Here is a 15,883-nt window from a genome sequence, read left to right as displayed (position 1 = left end):
TAGCGGGTCCATGCCACGACAACGAACTGTTATCAGGTCGTGGCAGCAGAACCACCCGCCACCGGACCTCATGCTTCTACGCAACACGATCCTCAACCTTCTGGGCTTCGGCGCCCCCCTGCTGGTGGCCGTTGGCACGATTCCAGCCCTCATCGGCGCACTGGGGGTGGATCGCTTTGGGTTGCTGACCTTGGTCTGGGCCGTGGTCAGCTACTTCGGCCTGCTGGATCTGGGGCTGGGTCGGGCGCTGACGCAGCAACTCAGCGTGGAACTGGCGCGTGGCCGGGAGGCACGGATCGCACCGCTGACCTGGACGGCCCTGATGCTGATGGGCGCACTGGGCTCGGTGGCCGGTGTGCTGATGGCCATGCTGGCCCCCTGGGGCGTGGGGCTGCTGGCCGCAGTGCCGGACCCCGAGGAGGCCATTCGGGCCACCCGTGCGATGGCCTGGGCGATGCCGTTCATCGTGCTGACCTCTGGACTGCGCGGCATCCTCGAAGCACGTCACGCCTTTGTCGCGATCAACGTGATCCGCCTGCCCATGGGCCTGTTCACCTTCCTCGGGCCGCTCGCCGTGGTGGTGTGGGCCGCACCTCGGCTCGACCTCATCGCCTGGGTGCTCACGCTCGGCCGGGTGCTCGGCTTTCTGGCCCATGCCTGGGCGGCGGCCCGGTCATTGCCGCAGATGGGCCGCACCATCCGGTTCGAGCAAGCCCTCGTCGCCCCGTTGTGCAGCGCGGGTGGCTGGCTGGCGGTGAGCAATGTCGTCAGCCCGCTCATGGGCTACATCGACCGATTTGTCATCGGCGCCACCGCGTCCGCCGCTGCCATCGCCTACTACGCCACCCCGAACGAGCTCGTCACCAAGCTGTGGATCATTCCCGGGGCGCTGACGACCGTGCTCTTCCCGCTGTTCACCGCCGAGTTGCTCGACCACCGCGCCCGCACGGTCATGTTGTTCAAGAACGCCATCTCGGGACTGTTTGCGGCGCTGATCCCGATCACGACGGTCATCACGCTGTTCGCCGAACCCATCCTCGCCCACTGGATCAACCCCGGATTCGCCGCCCACAGCGCTCCGGTGCTGCAGATCTTCGGCGCGGGCATCCTGATCAACAGCCTGGCGCACATTCCCTTCACGCTGGCACAGAGTGCCGGCGCGGCACGTCGTACCGGTTTGCTGCATTGCGCGGAAATCCTGCCCTATGCCCTGCTGCTGTGGGTTCTGAGCGACCGGTACGGCGCCACCGGAGCCGCTGCGGCCTGGTTCATCCGCATCGCCGTGGACACGACAGCGACCTTCGTGCTGTGCGCCAAGACGCTGGACATGCCCATGGCGGCGACACTGCCCCGCGGCTTCGTGTGGATGCCTGTCAGCGCCGTGGCGGCCTGGGCCGTGTCGCTCACCCCCTGGAACACCTTGCACCTCGGCTGGTCGGTCGCCACGCTGCTGGCAGCACTGGCCATCGGACGGCACGTCTACCGCCAACACCGTACTGCACCGACATGACCCAGCGCACTGCCTCCCCGCCTGTCACGACGCCCGCGCAACCCACCGTGGTCGTCATGATGTCGTCCTACAACTCGCGTGCCTACATCCAGGCACAGATCGACAGCATCCTGGCGCAGCGGGACGTGGAGGTACGGCTGTGGATCCGCGACGACGGCTCACGCGACGACACGGCGGCGATCATCCGGCAGCACTGCGGCGCAGATCCGCGGGTGGCCCTCACGACCGGGCTGAACCTGGGCGCCTGCCAGTCGTTCCTGGAGACGCTGCGCACCTGTCCGTTCGAGGGCGACTACTACGGCTTTTCCGATGCCGACGACGTATGGCTGCCTGACAAGCTCGCCCACTCGGTCCAGTGCCTGCAAGCGCAGGCCTCCGGCGATCCCACGCGCCCGCAGGCGGTGGCGACCCGGCTCGACGTGGTCGACCAGGCGCTGCAGCACATGACCTACTCGCGCCCACCCCGCCACGGACTGCAGTTCGCCAATGCGCTGATCGAGACCGTCGCCACCGGCATGGCCACCGTGATGAACCGACCCGCCTACGCCTTGCTGCGCCACAGCCGCCCGCAGCACGCGGTGATGCACGACGCCTGGGTCTACCTGATGATCACGGCATTCGGCGAGTTCCACTACAGCCCCTACCCTTCGGTGCTCTACCGCCAGCACAGCCACAACGTGTTCGGCACCGCGCACTCGCTGCGCCGTCGCTTGTCCTTGCGCTGGCAGCGGCTCAGTCGGGTCAGCCCGTTCCGGCGCCAGGCCCAGGAGTTTCTGGAACTGCATGGCCCGCAACTGGACCCGGCCAAGCGGAGACTGCTGCAGCGCTACTGCGCTTACCCTTCAACACCATTGTCGCGGCTGCGTTTCATGTGCCGTCCAGGGGTAGTCAAGCAGCTGCCACTGTCGAACGCCTACATGCGGCTGCTCATCCTGTTCGGCCGCGAGTGAGGCGCAAGTCGGGCCATGCCGTTGTTCGAACCTCTTCGTGTGCTCATGGATGCATCGGTGCGGATCGGTTGGCGCCGTTCGGCCACATGGCAGACACTGGACAGGTCACTGAACCTGCTCGGGCCTGTGCTCATCTGGTGGCTGGCGTTCCTGTCCTTCGCACGGGCAGGCGATGACTTTTCCTACGACTACATCCACTACATCGGCTATTTCAAGGAAATGATGGCGATGGGTGGCGGCGATCTGGTCGAGAACATCGCCGACCGCCTGCCACTGCCCTACCTCTACATCCCGCCGACCGGACTGTTCGAGCTTGGGTTCGCCCTGCCGGCCTGGGCACTCCTGAAACTCACGGGCGATGCGGCGGTGACGTATGCGCTGATCGCCGCGACGTCCCTGGCCCTGCGCTGCGCGGTGATGCGACGCATGGGCACGCCGTGGCCACTGGTGCTGCTGATCAATGTCTATGCCGCCACGCTGTTCGAGGCGAATGCCGTACGACTGGGCTGCGCACTCACGGTGCTGATGCTGGGGCTCGCCCGCTTCCAGCGGGGCGAACGGGGAGGATGGACGTGGACAATCCTGTTCGGTGCCGCAGCACTGCATCTGCAGGTCTTGCTGTTCAGTGTCACCTTCCTGGCGCTGTTCGTGCTGCTCAGGACGGTGAGACCCACCCAGATCCGGCTGCTGGTGATCGCGCTGCTCCTGATCGCCGTGACGGGGGTGGCGGTGCTGGCGGCGAGCGCGCTGGGCGCAGGGGCCGCCTCCAAGCTGGAAGATTACGCCGACACGACCTCGGCCGCCACCGGGCTGACCATCGTGTCGGTGCTGGGCCTCGCCGTGCTGGGCATCGCGGGGCTGCAGATCATCGCCACGACCTCCTTGGAGCGCCACGAGACGCGCACGCCCCCTGACCTCTGGACGTTGATCGTCCTGTCCACCATTCCAGCACTGGTCTTCCTGATCTTTGCCACCAGCCTGGGAGCCCTGGGCGACCGCATCTGGCAGCTGGCGTTCACGCTGCTGGCCGCCACTGCATTCATCCAGGGGGGATCGTCGATGCGACTGCAGCGGCAACTCATCGTCATCACGCTGCTCGTGTCGAACCTGAACGTCATCGTGCGCTATCCGCTGTCAAACCTGTTCCATCCGCTGGTGCCTTACACGCACATCGTCCCGCAATTGTTCTGACCGGTTCTGAACGGTCCCGATCGCCACCCGCCCCGCACTGCTCGCCATGCCCAAGATTCTTCTGCACGCACCCAATGTCCATGTGGGCGGTGGCCTGGTGCTGCTCGAAGCGCTGCTGCGCCACTGGCCACACGCCACGGGACAGGCCCTGCACGGCATCCTCGACGCCCGGGCACGCGACCGGCTGGCGCCGGTGTGCCCGGACGGCTCGACGTTCTGGACGACCTCCTCGCTCAGGGGACGGTACGCCGCCGAGCGCCACCTGCAGGCCCAGGCCGCTCCGGGCGACACCGTGCTGTGCTTCCACGGCCTGCCCCCGCTGCTGCACCACCGGGCCCGGACGGTGGTGTTCGTGCAGAACCGGCTGCTGATCGAATCGACCTCGCTGGCGCACTACGCGCTGCCCAGTCGCCTGCGTCTGCACGGGGAGCGCACGCTGTGCCACCGGCGGCGCCACCAGGTGGCGGCCTACCTCGTGCAGACACCCTCGATGGCACGGCTGCTGAGCGCCTGGCACGGCGGCGATCCGACCGTGCACGTGGTGCCCTTCATGGACGATCTGCCGCTGGCGCGTGCACTGGCCGCCAGCCCGGCCTCCGGCGCGGCGGTATCCTGGGATTTTGTCTACGTCGCCGATGGCGAGGCCCACAAGAACCACCGTGTCCTGCTGCAGGCCTGGCAACGCCTGGCCGCCGAAGGCCTGCGCCCCACGCTGGCCTTGACGCTCAGCCCGCGGGATGCCGGCCTGCGCCAGCAGATCGACGAGGCCGTTGCACAGCACGGTCTGCGCATCACCGACCTCGGCCACCGCCCCCATGCCGAGGTACTGGCGCTGTACCGACAGGCTTCGGCGCTGATCTTCCCCTCGACGACCGAGTCGTTCGGCCTGCCGCTGATCGAGGCGCGCCGGCTGGGGCTGCCCATCCTCGCCCCCGAACTCGACTATGTGCGCGATGTCTGCGAGCCGGCGGAGACCTTCGACCCGCACTCGGCGGTGTCGATGGCGCGGGCGGTGCGCCGCTTCCTGGGCCAGTCCGAGCCGATCGCCCCGGTGGTCACACCAGAGCGTTTCATCGCCCACCTGACCCTCTGAATCCGGCCCCCTGAACCCGACTCCCTGCCTCGACACACCATGACGCCTGCGCGGATCCTGATCCTCAGCCAGCATTTCTGGCCGGAAACCTTTCGCATCAACGAGATCGCGCAATCGCTGCAGGAGGCAGGGTGCTCGGTCAGCATCCTCACCGGCCAGCCCAACTACCCGGAAGGCCGGGTCTTCGACGGCTACCGCAGCACGTCGATGGGCCCGCAGGCCTGGGAGGGCATGACGATCTACCGCGTCCCGCTGCGCCCCCGGGGCACCGGGGGCGCGCGCAATCTGGTGCTCAACTATCTGTCGTTCATGGCCTCGGCCAGCGTGATCGGTCCATGGGTTCTGCGCCGTCAGCCATTCGACGTGGTCTTTGTCTACGGCACCTCGCCCATCCTGCAGGCGCTGGCCGGCGTGGTGCTCAAGCACGTCAAGCGCGCCACCCTGGTCACCTGGGTGCAAGACCTCTGGCCAGAGAGCCTGGAAACCACCGGCTACATCCGCAACCCGCGGGCACTGGCGGCGGTCGGGGCGGTGGTGCGCTGGCTCTACCGGCGCAGCGACCTGCTGCTGGCCCAGTCGCACGCCTTCGTGCAGTCGGTGCAGCGCATGGCCGGGGACACGCCGGTGGTCTACCACCCCAATCCCGGTGAGCGGGCCTTCAGCGCGCTGGTCCCGGACGCGGCCCCCGCCCTGATGCTGCCGGAGGGCTTCAACATCGTCTTCGCCGGCAACCTCGGCACCGTCCAGGCACTCGACACCCTGATCGAGGCCGCCGACCAGTTGCGGGACGCCCCCGAGGTGCGCTGGATCCTGGTCGGCAGCGGTGCCCGCAGCGCCTGGCTGGCCGAGGAGATCCTGCAGCGCGGCCTGGGCGAGCGCGTGGTGCTGGCGGGCCGATTCCCGCCCGAGGCGATGCCGGGCATCCTCGCGCAAGCCTCCGCACTGCTGGTCAGCCTGGTGCGCAGCCCGATCATGAGCCAGACCATCCCCAGCAAGGTGCAGGCCTATCTGGCCGCTGGCAGACCGATCATCGCGTCCATGGACGGCGAAGGTGCCGAGGTCGTGCGGGCCTCGGGAGCGGGGCTGGCCTGTCCAGCCGAAGACGCCACTGCGCTGGCCGACGCCGTCCGGCACCTGCGCCGACTGGCCCCCATCGAACGCCAGCGCATGGGACAGGCAGGACAGACGTACTACGCCCGGCATTTCGAACCCGCCGCCTTGGCGCGCCAGTTGATCACGCGATTCGACGAAGCAAGGCGGCGGGTACAATCGACCTGATACACCGTCTTCTGTCCACATCCTGTCCACATCCACAGGCTTTGCAGCGTAACCCTGCTGCGCGCATCGACCAGACGGGCTCCCTGCGCCGCCGCTGCCGTTGTGGCCTCCCCCTTGAACTGCTGGAATCCGACGCATGTCCTCTGAAGGTACTCCCGCGAAAATCCTTGTCCTCGGTGCGGCTGGCATGCTCGGCCACGCGGTGCTGCGCTACCTGGTCGACACAGGCCGGCACGATGTGGTCGGCTCCGTGCGCTCGGCCAGCGGCCTCCACCTTCTGCCTGCCGGGCTGCATGGCCGCATCCTGCGCGGCGTCGATGTCGAGAACCAGGACAGCCTGGCCGCCTTGTTCGCGCAGGTTCGCCCGACCGTGGTGATCAATTGCATCGGTCTTGTCAAGCAGCTTGCGCAGGCCGATGACCCGCTCTCCGCGCTACCGATCAATGCCATGCTGCCCCACCGGCTTTCACGCCTGTGTTCCCTGGTCGGCGCGCGACTCGTCCATGTCAGCACCGACTGCGTGTTCGCTGGCACCCGCGGCGGCTACCGGGAAGCGGACACGCCGGATGCCCATGACCTCTACGGCCTGAGCAAGTTCCTGGGCGAGGTCGATGCCGAGCACGCCATCACGCTGCGGACCTCGATCATCGGCCACGAGCTCGGCAGCGCACACGGGCTGGTCGGCTGGTTCCTGGCGCAGTCCGGCTCGGTGCGGGGCTTCAGCCGGGCGGTGTTCTCCGGCCTGCCCACGGTCGAGCTGGCGCGGGTGATCGACGAGGTGGTGCTGCCACGCCCCGAGCTGCGGGGCCTCTACCATGTGTCGGCCGAGCCGATCAACAAGCTCGATCTGCTGCGTCTGGTGGCGCAGGCCTACGCCAAGGACATCGAGATCGTGCCCGACGACCGTCTGGTCCTGGACCGCTCGCTCGACTCATCGCGCCTGCGTGAACAAACCGGCTACGTGGCACCGGATTGGCCGGAGCTGGTGCGCCGCATGCGCGCTTTCGGTTGACGCCCTTCTCCGCCCAGACTTCTGCAAGGAATCTCCCATGTTCAAGGACAAAGTTCTCCTCATCACCGGCGGCACCGGCTCGTTCGGCAACGCCGTGCTGACCCGCTTCCTGCGCTCCGAGTTCGCGGAAATCCGCATCTTCAGCCGCGACGAGAAGAAGCAGGAGGACATGCGCATCCGCCTGAAGAACGACCGGGTGAAGTTCTACATCGGCGATGTCCGCGACTACGACAGCGTGCACGACGCCCTGCGCGGCGTGGACTATGTCTTCCACGCCGCCGCGCTCAAGCAGGTGCCCTCCTGCGAGTTCTACCCGATGGAGGCCGTGCGCACCAACGTGCTCGGCGCCGAGAACGTCATGCGGGCCTCCATCGTCAACGGCGTGCAGCGTTGCGTGGTGCTCAGCACCGACAAGGCCGTCTACCCGATCAATGCCATGGGCATGTCCAAGGCGATGATGGAGAAGGTGATGGTGGCCAAGTCGCGCCTGTGCGACCCGGAGAAGACCGTGCTTTCGGCCACCCGTTACGGCAACGTCATGGCCTCGCGCGGCTCGGTGATCCCGCTGTTCCTCGAACAGCTGCGCCAGGGCCTGCCGCTGACCATCACCGACCCGAACATGACCCGCTTCCTGATGTCGCTGGAGGAGTCGGTCGATCTGGTGCTGTATGCGTTCACCCACGCCCGGCCCGGCGACATCTTCGTGCAGAAGGCCCCCGCCTCCACGGTGGGCGACCTGGCGCTGGCCATGCGGGAGCTGCTCGCGCTCGACAACGAGATCCGCATCATCGGCACGCGCCACGGCGAGAAGCTCTACGAATCCCTCGTCTCGCGCGAGGAAATGGCCCGCGCCGACGACCTGGGAGGCTACTACCGCATCCCGGCGGACTCCCGCGACCTCAACTACGACAAGTACTTCGTCGAGGGGCAGACCGAGGTGTCGGCCATCGAGGACTACACCTCGCACAACACCCAGCGCCTGGACGTGGCCGGCGTGAAGCAGGTGCTGCGCCAACTCGACCTGATCCAGGAGGCCCTGCGTGGCTGATACCGCTTCCCGCCTGAAGGTGATGACCATCGTCGGCACCCGGCCCGAGATCATCCGCCTGTCCCGCACCATCGCGCTGCTCGACCGCCACTGTGACCATGTGCTGGTGCACACCGGGCAGAACTACGACTACGAACTCAACGGCGTGTTCTTCAGCGACCTGGGCATACGCCGCCCGGACGTGTTTCTGGAAGCCGCTGGGGCCAGCGCTGCAGAGACCATCGCCCAGGTCATCAGCGCATCGGACAAGGCCATCGAGTTGCACCGTCCCGAGGCGCTGCTGCTGCTGGGCGACACCAACAGCTGCCTGGCGGCCATCTCCGCCAAGCGGCGCAAGGTACCGATCTTCCACATGGAGGCCGGCAACCGCTGCTTCGACTTCCGCGTTCCGGAGGAAATCAACCGGCGCATCGTCGACCACACCTCCGACATCAACCTCACCTACAGCGAAATCGCCCGCGAGTACCTGCTGCGCGAAGGTTTTCCAGCCGACCAGGTCATCAAGACCGGCAGCCCGATGCGCGAGGTCATCGACCACTACCGCCCGGGCATCGAGGCGTCCGACGTGCTGTCGCGGCTCGGCCTGAGCGAACACGGCTACTTCGTCGTCAGCTCGCACCGGGAAGAAAACGTCGACTCGGACACCAACCTGCGCCGGCTGTTCGAGGTGCTCAACGCCGTGGCCGGGCAATTCGGCAAACCGGTCATCGTCTCGACGCACCCGCGGACCCGCAAGCGCATGGAGGCCCTGCAGCTCAGCGCCCATCCGCTGGTGCAGTTCCACAAGCCGTTCGGGTTTCTGGACTACATCCACTTGCAGACCCGCGCGCAAGCGGTGCTCTCCGACAGCGGCACGATCACGGAAGAGTCCTCCATCCTCAACTTCCCCGCGCTGAACCTGCGCGAGGTGCACGAGCGCCCAGAAGGCTTCGAGGAAGCGGCCGTAATGATGGTCGGGCTCGACCCGGCGCGCATCCTGCAGGCGCTGGGCATTCTGGCGACACAAGGCCGAGGTGAATGCCGCACGCTGCGCATGGTGCAGGACTACCAGAACCCCAACGTCTCGGACAAGGTGCTGCGTATCCTGCACAGCTACACCGACTTCGTGAACCGCAAGGTCTGGAAAAAGGCCTGAGGCCTGGCGCCGAGACGCCCGCTCAGTCCGTGCGGGCCGGGCGGCGCAGTTGCGCATTGATCTGGCGCAGCACCGACCACCCCGACAGCAGCAAGCCCGCCGCCACCGCCGCGAACACGGCGATCGTCCCGCGCTTGGGTTTGCTCTTGCGCTCGGGCACCACGGCCACATCCAGCACCTGGATCAGCCCACCCTCGCGGGCCTCGTCGACTCGCGCCAGTTCGTACTGACGGGCGAACATCTCGAACAAGGTTTCCTGGTACTTGAATTCCCGGTACTTGCTGATGTAGCCCGCATCGCTGGGAGTCTCGCTGACTTCTGTTCGACGGCGGCCACCTGCGCACGCAAGGCGGCCAGGAGCGCCTGCTGCTGCTGCAACTCGGGCGCACGCATCGGTCAACATGCGGCCCAGGGTTTCCAGGTACTTGACGGTGGCCGCAGCCGTGAGTTCCGCCCGCAGCCGGGCATAGCCTATCCGCCGCCGCACGTGGCTCAGCCTTGATGGCTGCGGCGTTGAAACCACTGGCCTGCAGACCCACTTGCGCCTTCGTGAGGTGGTCCTTAGCCTCGTTGAGCTTCTGCTCGAAGAACACCCGGCGCTGCTGCGCCTCGGTCACGGCCAGGTTGTTGGTCATCCAGCGCAGGTACTCGACATAGGCATTGGCCATGTCCGCCGCACGCTTGGGATCCTTGTCTTCGACCTCAATCGTGATCAGGCTGTCCTTCTTGCCAGTGGTGAACAGCGCTGCCGAGGCCAGCTTCTTGCGCGTGTCGGAACGGTACTCGTTGTCATACACCTCCATCAGCTTGAAGCGATCGATCATCTTGTCGGTGACCGTGGCGCTCCCCATCAGGGAGATGTATTGCTCGGCAGGGCTGCGCATTGCGCTCAGGCCACCCGCCAACCCAGCCAGCGACCCCAGCGACCCGAGTGCAGAGGCGGCCGAGTTCTGGGACTGCTGGGGCGGCATGATCAGCGTGCGGGCCGTGAAGGTCGGTGGGATCAGGAAGCCGATGCCCACCCCTGCCACCCCACCTGCGAACGTCAGCGCCGCGATGAGGCCCTTTCGGGCGCGCAGCGTGCCTGTCACGACACCCATCTCGACGCCGCCTTCTTCGTCCTCGTCGTCGAAGGTTTCCTGTGCGACCGATCGTTTGTTCATGGATGTATCCGGCTCATCAGTTCTGCAACGTCTTCAACGCCGCCGCCCCAATACCAAACTGGTACATGATCTGCGTCCATTCCTTCAGATCCTGCGTCCAAGTGGTCTTGTTCATCATTTCGGGCACGAACACCGTGTCCCCCGGCTCGGCCTTGAGCTTGTTCACCGAGCCCACCAGACCGAAGAATGACGAGCGCTGGAGTTGGCTCAGCACACTGCCGTTCGGTCGCAGCACGAACGTCGCGCCAGGATCCGAACCACGGGTAGGTCCACCCGCCAGGTTCATGAAATCGCCCAGCGTCTTGCCGGGCTCCAGCAGGAACGCCCCGCTGTTGAACACCGATCCGAACACGCTGACCGTCGTCGGCCGTGCCGGCACGTACACCCGGTCCCCGTCCTCAATCGGCAGGTCAGGCAACACGGCGGTATCGGGCTCCATCTGCAACACGATGCGACCGGTCGGGCGCACCTGGCGGAGCTTCTCGATCAGGCGCGAGGTGGCCGTGCTGCGCTGCTCGAACGTCGCAGCTTCGTCGGCGCTGATCGCCCGCTGGGTGGCGGAGGCGCGCGCGAACTCGGTTTCCATGTCGCGCAGCGCGCGGTCATAGTTCTGCTGCTGCGACACCCGGACGCTCTCGCGGGTGAACTCGGTGCCATAGACATAGGCGTTCGGCGTCAGCCCCCCGGCCAGACCGATCGCCATGCGCGTGGTGACACCTGGCGGCAGCACGTATTCACCCGGCTTGGTGACCTCGCCCTCGATGCGAATACGCTTGTTCTGGCGCGCCACCGGCTGGGTGGCGTCCACGGCGCTGAACGCCCGTAGCACGTCGCCGCTGCCGGGCACCTGCGCGCTGTCTTCGGGCAGACTGAGCTGGGTGATGCGGGTCTTGGCACGGTCGTCCAGCCGCTCGATCGCCAGTCGGCTGCGGTCCGCCACGGCGGTGAACCCGCCCGCCATCGCGACGATGTCGGTCACCTTCTCGCCCGGCTTCATTTCGAAGATGGCAGGCCGGTTGACGCTGCCGACCAGCGCGACCTGGGTACCGACCGGGCCGACGTGGATCACATCCCCGTTCTGGACCACGCGGTCCGCACTGCGGTCGCCCTTGAGCAGCAGGTCGTAGAGGTCGTAGCGGCTAACCATCTCCTTGCCGCGCCGCAGTTCGATGTCACGCAGGCTGCCGGCCGACGCCGGTCCGCCGCTGCGCATCAGCCCATTGACCACGCTCGACAGCCCGCCCACGGTGTAGACCCCCGGACGCTTGACGTGCCCAGTCACGTAGATGCGCACGCTGCGGATCTGGCCGAGCGACACGCTGAGCTGGTAGTTGCGGAACACCTGTCCGACGCGGCGCGAGATGACATCGCTCAGGTCGGCGTAGCGCACCCCGGCCACCATGATCGTGCCGACACGGGGGATCGAGATGCGGCCGCTGCGGTCCACCTGCACGCGCAGGTCGGCGTCCACCGAGCCCCAGAGCGAAATCTGCAACTCATCGCCCGGCCCGATGGTGTAGTCCGCCGGCACCAGCCCGCTCGAATCAGCGCTGTCGAAACCCGCCTTGCCGGTGATGAGTTCCTGCCCGAATCGCTGGACACCGGGGTACCCGAGCTTGCGCACGTAGGTCTCGAATTCATCGACCCCCGCCCCGGCAGCGCGATTCGGCATCAGACCTGCGGCGTCGTGCGCCATCAGGTCATCGCGATCACGGTCACTCAGCGCGTCGTCCGCACCTGAACGCCCGGTCGTCGAGCGGGAAGCGGGCGATTGCTGCAGCCGCACAGGACCGCTCACACCGGAGCCACTCGCGCTGTTGACCGTGGCGTTGGCAGAAGAGGAGGTCGTGCTGTTGTCGGTCGTCTGCGCCGTGGAGGTCTGGGCCACGGCCCAGGAGGACCAGCCCACAGCGACCAGTGCCACGGCACCCAGACGACAAAGGGGGTATTTCAGTCGAGAAGCGAACATGGAGCGTCGGACCGGATCAAGGCAGCCCCCGGGGCTCCGAGGGCGGCGTCGATTGTAGAGGCTTGGGTACGGACGCCTGCCGGGGATCGGCCCGGAGGTAAGGATTCAGTCGAACCGGCGCGCGTCCGCCAGCAGCGGCGCCACCGCATCCTTGCCCGACAGCAACGGCGCCATGCCCAGGTCCGGCCAGGTGATGCCGACCGCCGGGTCGTCCCAGCGCACTGCGCCTTCACACTGCGGCGCGTAGAGGTCGGTGGTCTTGTAGAGGAAGTCGGCGCTGTCGCTGGTGACCACGAAGCCGTGGGCGAAACCCGGCGGGATCCAGAACTGGCGGTGGTTTTCACCGGTCAGTTCCACCCCCACCCACTGCCCGAACGTCGGGCTGCTGGCCCGCAGGTCCACGGCCACGTCGAACACCGCGCCGGCCGTGACCCGCACGAGCTTGCCTTGTGCATGCGGGGGCAACTGGTAGTGCAGCCCGCGCAGCACACCCTTGGCCGAGCGGGAATGGTTGTCCTGCACGAAGTTGACCTCGTACCCGACCACCTCGTTGAAGACCTTCTGGTTGTAGCTCTCCATGAAGAAGCCGCGGGTGTCCCCGAACACCTTGGGTTCGAGGATCAGGACATCGGGGATGGCGGTGCGGATGAAGTTCATGTGTTCAGTAAACCTTTTCGTGGAGCACCTTCTGCAGGTACTGCCCATAGCCGTTCTTGAGCATCGATTGCGCCAGCCGCTCCAGTTGTGCTGCATCGATCCAGCCGCGCCGGTATGCGATTTCCTCCGGGCACGCCACCTTCAGCCCCTGGCGCCTCTCCAGCGTGGCGATGAACTGCCCCGCTTCCATCAGACTGTCGTGCGTGCCGGTGTCGAGCCAGGCGTAGCCGCGGCCCATGATCTCGACGTTGAGCTGCCCCTGTTTCAGGTACACCGCGTTCACGTCGGTGATTTCCAGCTCGCCGCGCGGGCTCGGCGCGATGTTCGCCGCGATGTCGCAGACCTGCTCGTCGTAGAAATACAGCCCCGTGACGGCGTAGTTGCTCTTCGGTGCCTTGGGCTTTTCCTCGATGCTGAGCGCGCGGCGGTGGCTGTCGAAGTCCACCACGCCGTAGCGTTCTGGATCCTGTACGTGGTAGGCGAAGACGCTGGCACCACCGGTGCGCGCCGTCGCGCTGTTGAGCAGTTGCTGCAGGTCGTGGCCGTGGAAGATGTTGTCACCCAGCACCAGCGCGCTCGGCGCGCCGCCCACGAACTCGCGGCCCAGGATGAACGCCTGCGCCAGCCCGTCCGGGCTCGGCTGCACGCAGTAGCTCAAGGAAAGGCCCCAGCGGCTGCCATCGCCGAGCAGCGCCTCGAAGCGCGGCGTGTCCTGCGGCGTGCTGATGATGAGGATGTCGCGGATGCCGGCGAGCATCAGCGTCGTCAGCGGGTAATAGATCATCGGCTTGTCGTAGACCGGCAGCAGTTGCTTGCTGATGGCCAGTGTCGCCGGGTGCAGCCGGGTGCCGGAGCCTCCGGCCAAGATAATGCCTTTGCGTTGCATGGGGGTTCCTGTCAGGCGAGGATCTCGGTGAGCATGCGCTCGATACCCTGCTGCCACGGCGGCAGGCGCAGACCGAAGGTGGCCTGCAGCTTCGTGGTGTCGAGGCGCGAGTTCAGCGGACGCCGGGCGGGCGTCGGGAAGGCAGTGGTCGGCACCGGCTCGATTGCCTGCACCTTAAGCTCGCGGCCCAGCCGGCGGGCCTGCTCGACCACAAAGCTCGCGTAGCCGTGCCAGCTCGTCTGGCCGCCCGCGACGGCATGGTAGGTGCCCGAGAGGTCCAGATCCGGCTGGGCCATCGCGGTGCGCAGCATCTGGGCGGTCAGGTCGGCCAGCAGGTCCGCGCCGGTGGGCGCGCCGATCTGGTCGTCGATGACGGTGAGTTTCTCGCGCTCGGCTGCCAGCCGGAGCATGGTCTTGGCAAAGTTGCCACCGCGCGCCGCGTAGACCCAGCTCGTGCGCAGGATCAGGTGCCTGCAGCCGCTGGCGCGGATGGCGTCCTCGCCGTCGAGCTTGGTCTGGCCGTAGACGCTCAGCGGGCCGGTGGGCGCGTCTTCGCGGCGCGGCTGGTCGCCCGAGCCGTCGAAGACGTAGTCGGTGCTGTAGTGGACCAGCCACGCGCCCGTCTCGGCCGCACAGCGCGCCAGCACGCCGGGGGCGGTGGCGTTGATCGCGCGGGCGAGGTCAGGCTCGCTCTCGGCCTTGTCCACGGCGGTGTGCGCCGCGGCATTGACGATGATGTCCGGGCGCACGGCGGCGACGGTCTCGGCCAGCCGCTCGGGCTGGCTGAAGTCACCGTGCAACTCGGTGCTGTCGTGGTCGAGGCCGACCACGTCGCCCAGCGGTGCCAGCGCGCGCTGCAGCTCCCAGCCGACCTGCCCGCCCTTGCCCAGCAGCAGGATCTTCAGGCCGCCGCTCATGCGCGCGCCCCGTAGTTCTGGCTCACCCAGTCGCGGTAGGCGCCGGTGCGCACCGCGTCGATCCACGCCGTGTTCTCCAGGTACCAGCGCACCGTCTTGTCGATGCCCGACTCGAAGGTCTCGGCCGGCGTCCAGCCAATCTCGCGCTCGATCTTGGTCGGGTCGATCGCGTAGCGGCGGTCGTGGCCGGGGCGGTCGGTGACGAAGGTGATCTGCGACTCGTACGTCGTGCCGTCGGCCTTCGGGCGCAGCGCGTCGAGCTTGCGGCAGATGACCTGCACCACGTCGAGGTTCTTGATCTCGTTCTTGCCGCCGACGTTGTAGACCTCGCCCAGCCGCCCCTTGGCCAGCACCTGCCGGATCGCCTCGCAGTGGTCGCGGACAAACAGCCAGTCGCGGATGTTCTGCCCGTCGCCGTAGACCGGCAGCGGCTTGCCGTCCAGCGCGTTGAGGATCATCAGCGGGATCAGCTTCTCGGGGAAGTGGTACGGGCCGTAGTTGTTCGAGCAGTTGGTGGTCAGCGTCGGCAGGCCGTAGGTGTGGTGGTAGGCGCGCACCAGGTGGTCCGAGCCGGCCTTGCTCGCCGAGTACGGGCTGTTGGGCGCGTAGGGCGTGGTCTCGGAAAACGCCGGGTCGGTCTCGGACAGCGAGCCGTAGACCTCGTCGGTGGAGACATGCAGGAAGCGGAAGGCCACCTTGGCCTCGGCCTCCAGTGCACCCCAGTACGACCGGACCGCCTCCAGCAGCTCGAACGTGCCGACCATGTTGGTCTGGATGAACTCGCCGGGGCCGTGGATGCTGCGGTCGACGTGGCTCTCGGCCGCGAAGTGCAGCACCGCACGCGGCTGGTGCGTCTGCAGCAGCTGGCTCACCAGCGCCCGGTCGCCGATGTCACCCTGCACCAGCGTGCAGCGCCCGGCCTCCACATGCTCGGCGATCGTCTGCGGATTGCCCGCGTACGTCAGCTTGTCCAGCACGGTGATCGGCTCTTCACTGCGCTCGAACCAGTGGTGGACAAAGTTTCCGCCGATGAAGCCGGCGGCGCCTGTGATGAGGATCATGTGCTGTACGTAC

Annotated in this window: 14 protein-coding genes and 1 pseudogene; 8 read left to right on the top strand and 7 right to left on the bottom strand. The window is 67.0% G+C overall.

Annotation, left to right across the window (positions count from 1 at the left end; genetic code table 11):
* Positions 1-70 precede the first annotated feature (70 nt).
* The 8 genes from U5O44_RS15450 to U5O44_RS15415 all read left to right on the top strand — a co-directional run bounded on the left by U5O44_RS15450 (position 71) and on the right by U5O44_RS15415 (position 9,217).
* Positions 71-1,510 carry a flippase gene (locus U5O44_RS15450; protein ID WP_322589324.1) on the top strand — a complete coding sequence of 480 codons (1,440 nt, stop codon included), beginning with the start codon at positions 71-73 and terminating at the stop codon, positions 1,508-1,510.
* Positions 1,507-2,460 (top strand): glycosyltransferase, encoded by a 954-nt coding sequence (locus tag U5O44_RS15445; protein ID WP_322589323.1) that lies wholly within the window; start codon positions 1,507-1,509, stop codon positions 2,458-2,460. Before U5O44_RS15450 ends, U5O44_RS15445 begins: the two co-directional genes overlap by 4 nt.
* A 15-nt stretch (positions 2,461-2,475) precedes the next feature.
* Positions 2,476-3,651: an EpsG family protein gene (locus U5O44_RS15440; RefSeq protein WP_322589322.1), complete on the top strand. Its 1,176-nt coding sequence runs from the start codon at positions 2,476-2,478 to the stop codon at positions 3,649-3,651.
* Between the two features lie 46 nt (positions 3,652-3,697).
* Positions 3,698-4,744 (top strand): glycosyltransferase, encoded by a 1,047-nt coding sequence (locus U5O44_RS15435; protein WP_322589321.1) that lies wholly within the window; start codon positions 3,698-3,700, stop codon positions 4,742-4,744.
* Between the two features lie 39 nt (positions 4,745-4,783).
* Positions 4,784-6,022: a glycosyltransferase family 4 protein gene (locus tag U5O44_RS15430; RefSeq protein WP_322589320.1), complete on the top strand. Its 1,239-nt coding sequence runs from the start codon at positions 4,784-4,786 to the stop codon at positions 6,020-6,022.
* Positions 6,023-6,158: 136 nt separating this feature from the next.
* Positions 6,159-7,034, top strand: a complete 876-nt coding sequence (locus tag U5O44_RS15425) for a dTDP-4-dehydrorhamnose reductase family protein (RefSeq protein ID WP_322589319.1) — start codon at positions 6,159-6,161, stop codon at positions 7,032-7,034.
* 37 nt (positions 7,035-7,071) lie between these two features.
* On the top strand, positions 7,072-8,082 hold the full coding sequence (locus U5O44_RS15420; protein WP_322589318.1) for a polysaccharide biosynthesis protein: 1,011 nt from the start codon (positions 7,072-7,074) through the stop codon (positions 8,080-8,082).
* Between the two features lie 22 nt (positions 8,083-8,104).
* Positions 8,105-9,217 (top strand): UDP-N-acetyl glucosamine 2-epimerase, encoded by a 1,113-nt coding sequence (locus U5O44_RS15415; RefSeq protein WP_322590511.1) that lies wholly within the window; start codon positions 8,105-8,107, stop codon positions 9,215-9,217.
* A 22-nt stretch (positions 9,218-9,239) separates the two neighbouring features.
* Here the strand turns inward: U5O44_RS15415 and U5O44_RS15410 are convergent, their stop codons facing one another.
* The 7 genes and pseudogenes from U5O44_RS15410 to rfbB all read right to left on the bottom strand — a co-directional run bounded on the left by U5O44_RS15410 (position 9,240) and on the right by rfbB (position 15,870).
* The gene (locus tag U5O44_RS15410; RefSeq protein ID WP_322590510.1) at positions 9,240-9,458 is read right to left on the bottom strand and encodes a hypothetical protein; all 219 of its coding nucleotides are present in this window, start codon (positions 9,456-9,458) and stop codon (positions 9,240-9,242) included.
* A 634-nt stretch (positions 9,459-10,092) separates the two neighbouring features.
* Positions 10,093-10,317: pseudogene (locus tag U5O44_RS15405) on the bottom strand (Wzz/FepE/Etk N-terminal domain-containing protein); the annotation flags it as partial.
* A gap of 79 nt (positions 10,318-10,396) precedes the next feature.
* Positions 10,397-12,268 carry an SLBB domain-containing protein gene (locus tag U5O44_RS15400; protein ID WP_322589317.1) on the bottom strand — a complete coding sequence of 624 codons (1,872 nt, stop codon included), beginning with the start codon at positions 12,266-12,268 and terminating at the stop codon, positions 10,397-10,399.
* Positions 12,269-12,454: 186 nt separating this feature from the next.
* Positions 12,455-13,006: a dTDP-4-dehydrorhamnose 3,5-epimerase gene (gene rfbC / locus U5O44_RS15395; protein ID WP_322589316.1), complete on the bottom strand. Its 552-nt coding sequence runs from the start codon at positions 13,004-13,006 to the stop codon at positions 12,455-12,457.
* Positions 13,007-13,010: 4 nt separating this feature from the next.
* Complete coding sequence (gene rfbA, locus U5O44_RS15390) at positions 13,011-13,892, bottom strand: glucose-1-phosphate thymidylyltransferase RfbA (protein ID WP_322589315.1); 882 nt, start codon at positions 13,890-13,892, stop codon at positions 13,011-13,013.
* Positions 13,893-13,903: 11 nt separating this feature from the next.
* Entirely contained in the window at positions 13,904-14,797 is an 894-nt protein-coding gene (gene rfbD, locus U5O44_RS15385; RefSeq protein WP_322590509.1) for a dTDP-4-dehydrorhamnose reductase, read from the bottom strand.
* 8 nt (positions 14,798-14,805) lie between these two features.
* Positions 14,806-15,870, bottom strand: coding sequence for a dTDP-glucose 4,6-dehydratase (rfbB, locus tag U5O44_RS15380; RefSeq protein WP_322589314.1), 1,065 nt, complete (start codon positions 15,868-15,870; stop codon positions 14,806-14,808).
* Positions 15,871-15,883 lie beyond the last annotated feature (13 nt).

The sequence above is a fragment of the Sphaerotilus sp. genome, from assembly GCF_034519685.1.
In the GTDB taxonomy this organism is placed as follows: domain Bacteria; phylum Pseudomonadota; class Gammaproteobacteria; order Burkholderiales; family Burkholderiaceae_C; genus Sphaerotilus.
The sequence above is the reverse complement of the archived record's forward strand: the minus strand, read 5'-3'. Positions and strand labels throughout refer to the sequence as shown.

Excerpts from the sequence above, each read along its gene's own strand:
- U5O44_RS15450 (WP_322589324.1), top strand. The coding sequence starts at position 71 with ATGCTTCTACGCAACACGATCCTCAACCTTCTGGGCTTCGGCGCCCCC.
- U5O44_RS15445 (WP_322589323.1), top strand. The coding sequence starts at position 1,507 with ATGACCCAGCGCACTGCCTCCCCGCCTGTCACGACGCCCGCGCAACCC.
- U5O44_RS15440 (WP_322589322.1), top strand. The coding sequence starts at position 2,476 with ATGCCGTTGTTCGAACCTCTTCGTGTGCTCATGGATGCATCGGTGCGG.
- U5O44_RS15435 (WP_322589321.1), top strand. The coding sequence starts at position 3,698 with ATGCCCAAGATTCTTCTGCACGCACCCAATGTCCATGTGGGCGGTGGC.
- U5O44_RS15430 (WP_322589320.1), top strand. The coding sequence starts at position 4,784 with ATGACGCCTGCGCGGATCCTGATCCTCAGCCAGCATTTCTGGCCGGAA.
- U5O44_RS15425 (WP_322589319.1), top strand. The coding sequence starts at position 6,159 with ATGTCCTCTGAAGGTACTCCCGCGAAAATCCTTGTCCTCGGTGCGGCT.
- U5O44_RS15420 (WP_322589318.1), top strand. The coding sequence starts at position 7,072 with ATGTTCAAGGACAAAGTTCTCCTCATCACCGGCGGCACCGGCTCGTTC.
- U5O44_RS15415 (WP_322590511.1), top strand. The coding sequence starts at position 8,105 with ATGACCATCGTCGGCACCCGGCCCGAGATCATCCGCCTGTCCCGCACC.
- U5O44_RS15410 (WP_322590510.1), bottom strand. The coding sequence starts at position 9,458 with ATGTTCGCCCGTCAGTACGAACTGGCGCGAGTCGACGAGGCCCGCGAG.
- rfbC (WP_322589316.1), bottom strand. The coding sequence starts at position 13,006 with ATGAACTTCATCCGCACCGCCATCCCCGATGTCCTGATCCTCGAACCC.
- rfbA (WP_322589315.1), bottom strand. The coding sequence starts at position 13,892 with ATGCAACGCAAAGGCATTATCTTGGCCGGAGGCTCCGGCACCCGGCTG.
- rfbB (WP_322589314.1), bottom strand. The coding sequence starts at position 15,870 with ATGATCCTCATCACAGGCGCCGCCGGCTTCATCGGCGGAAACTTTGTC.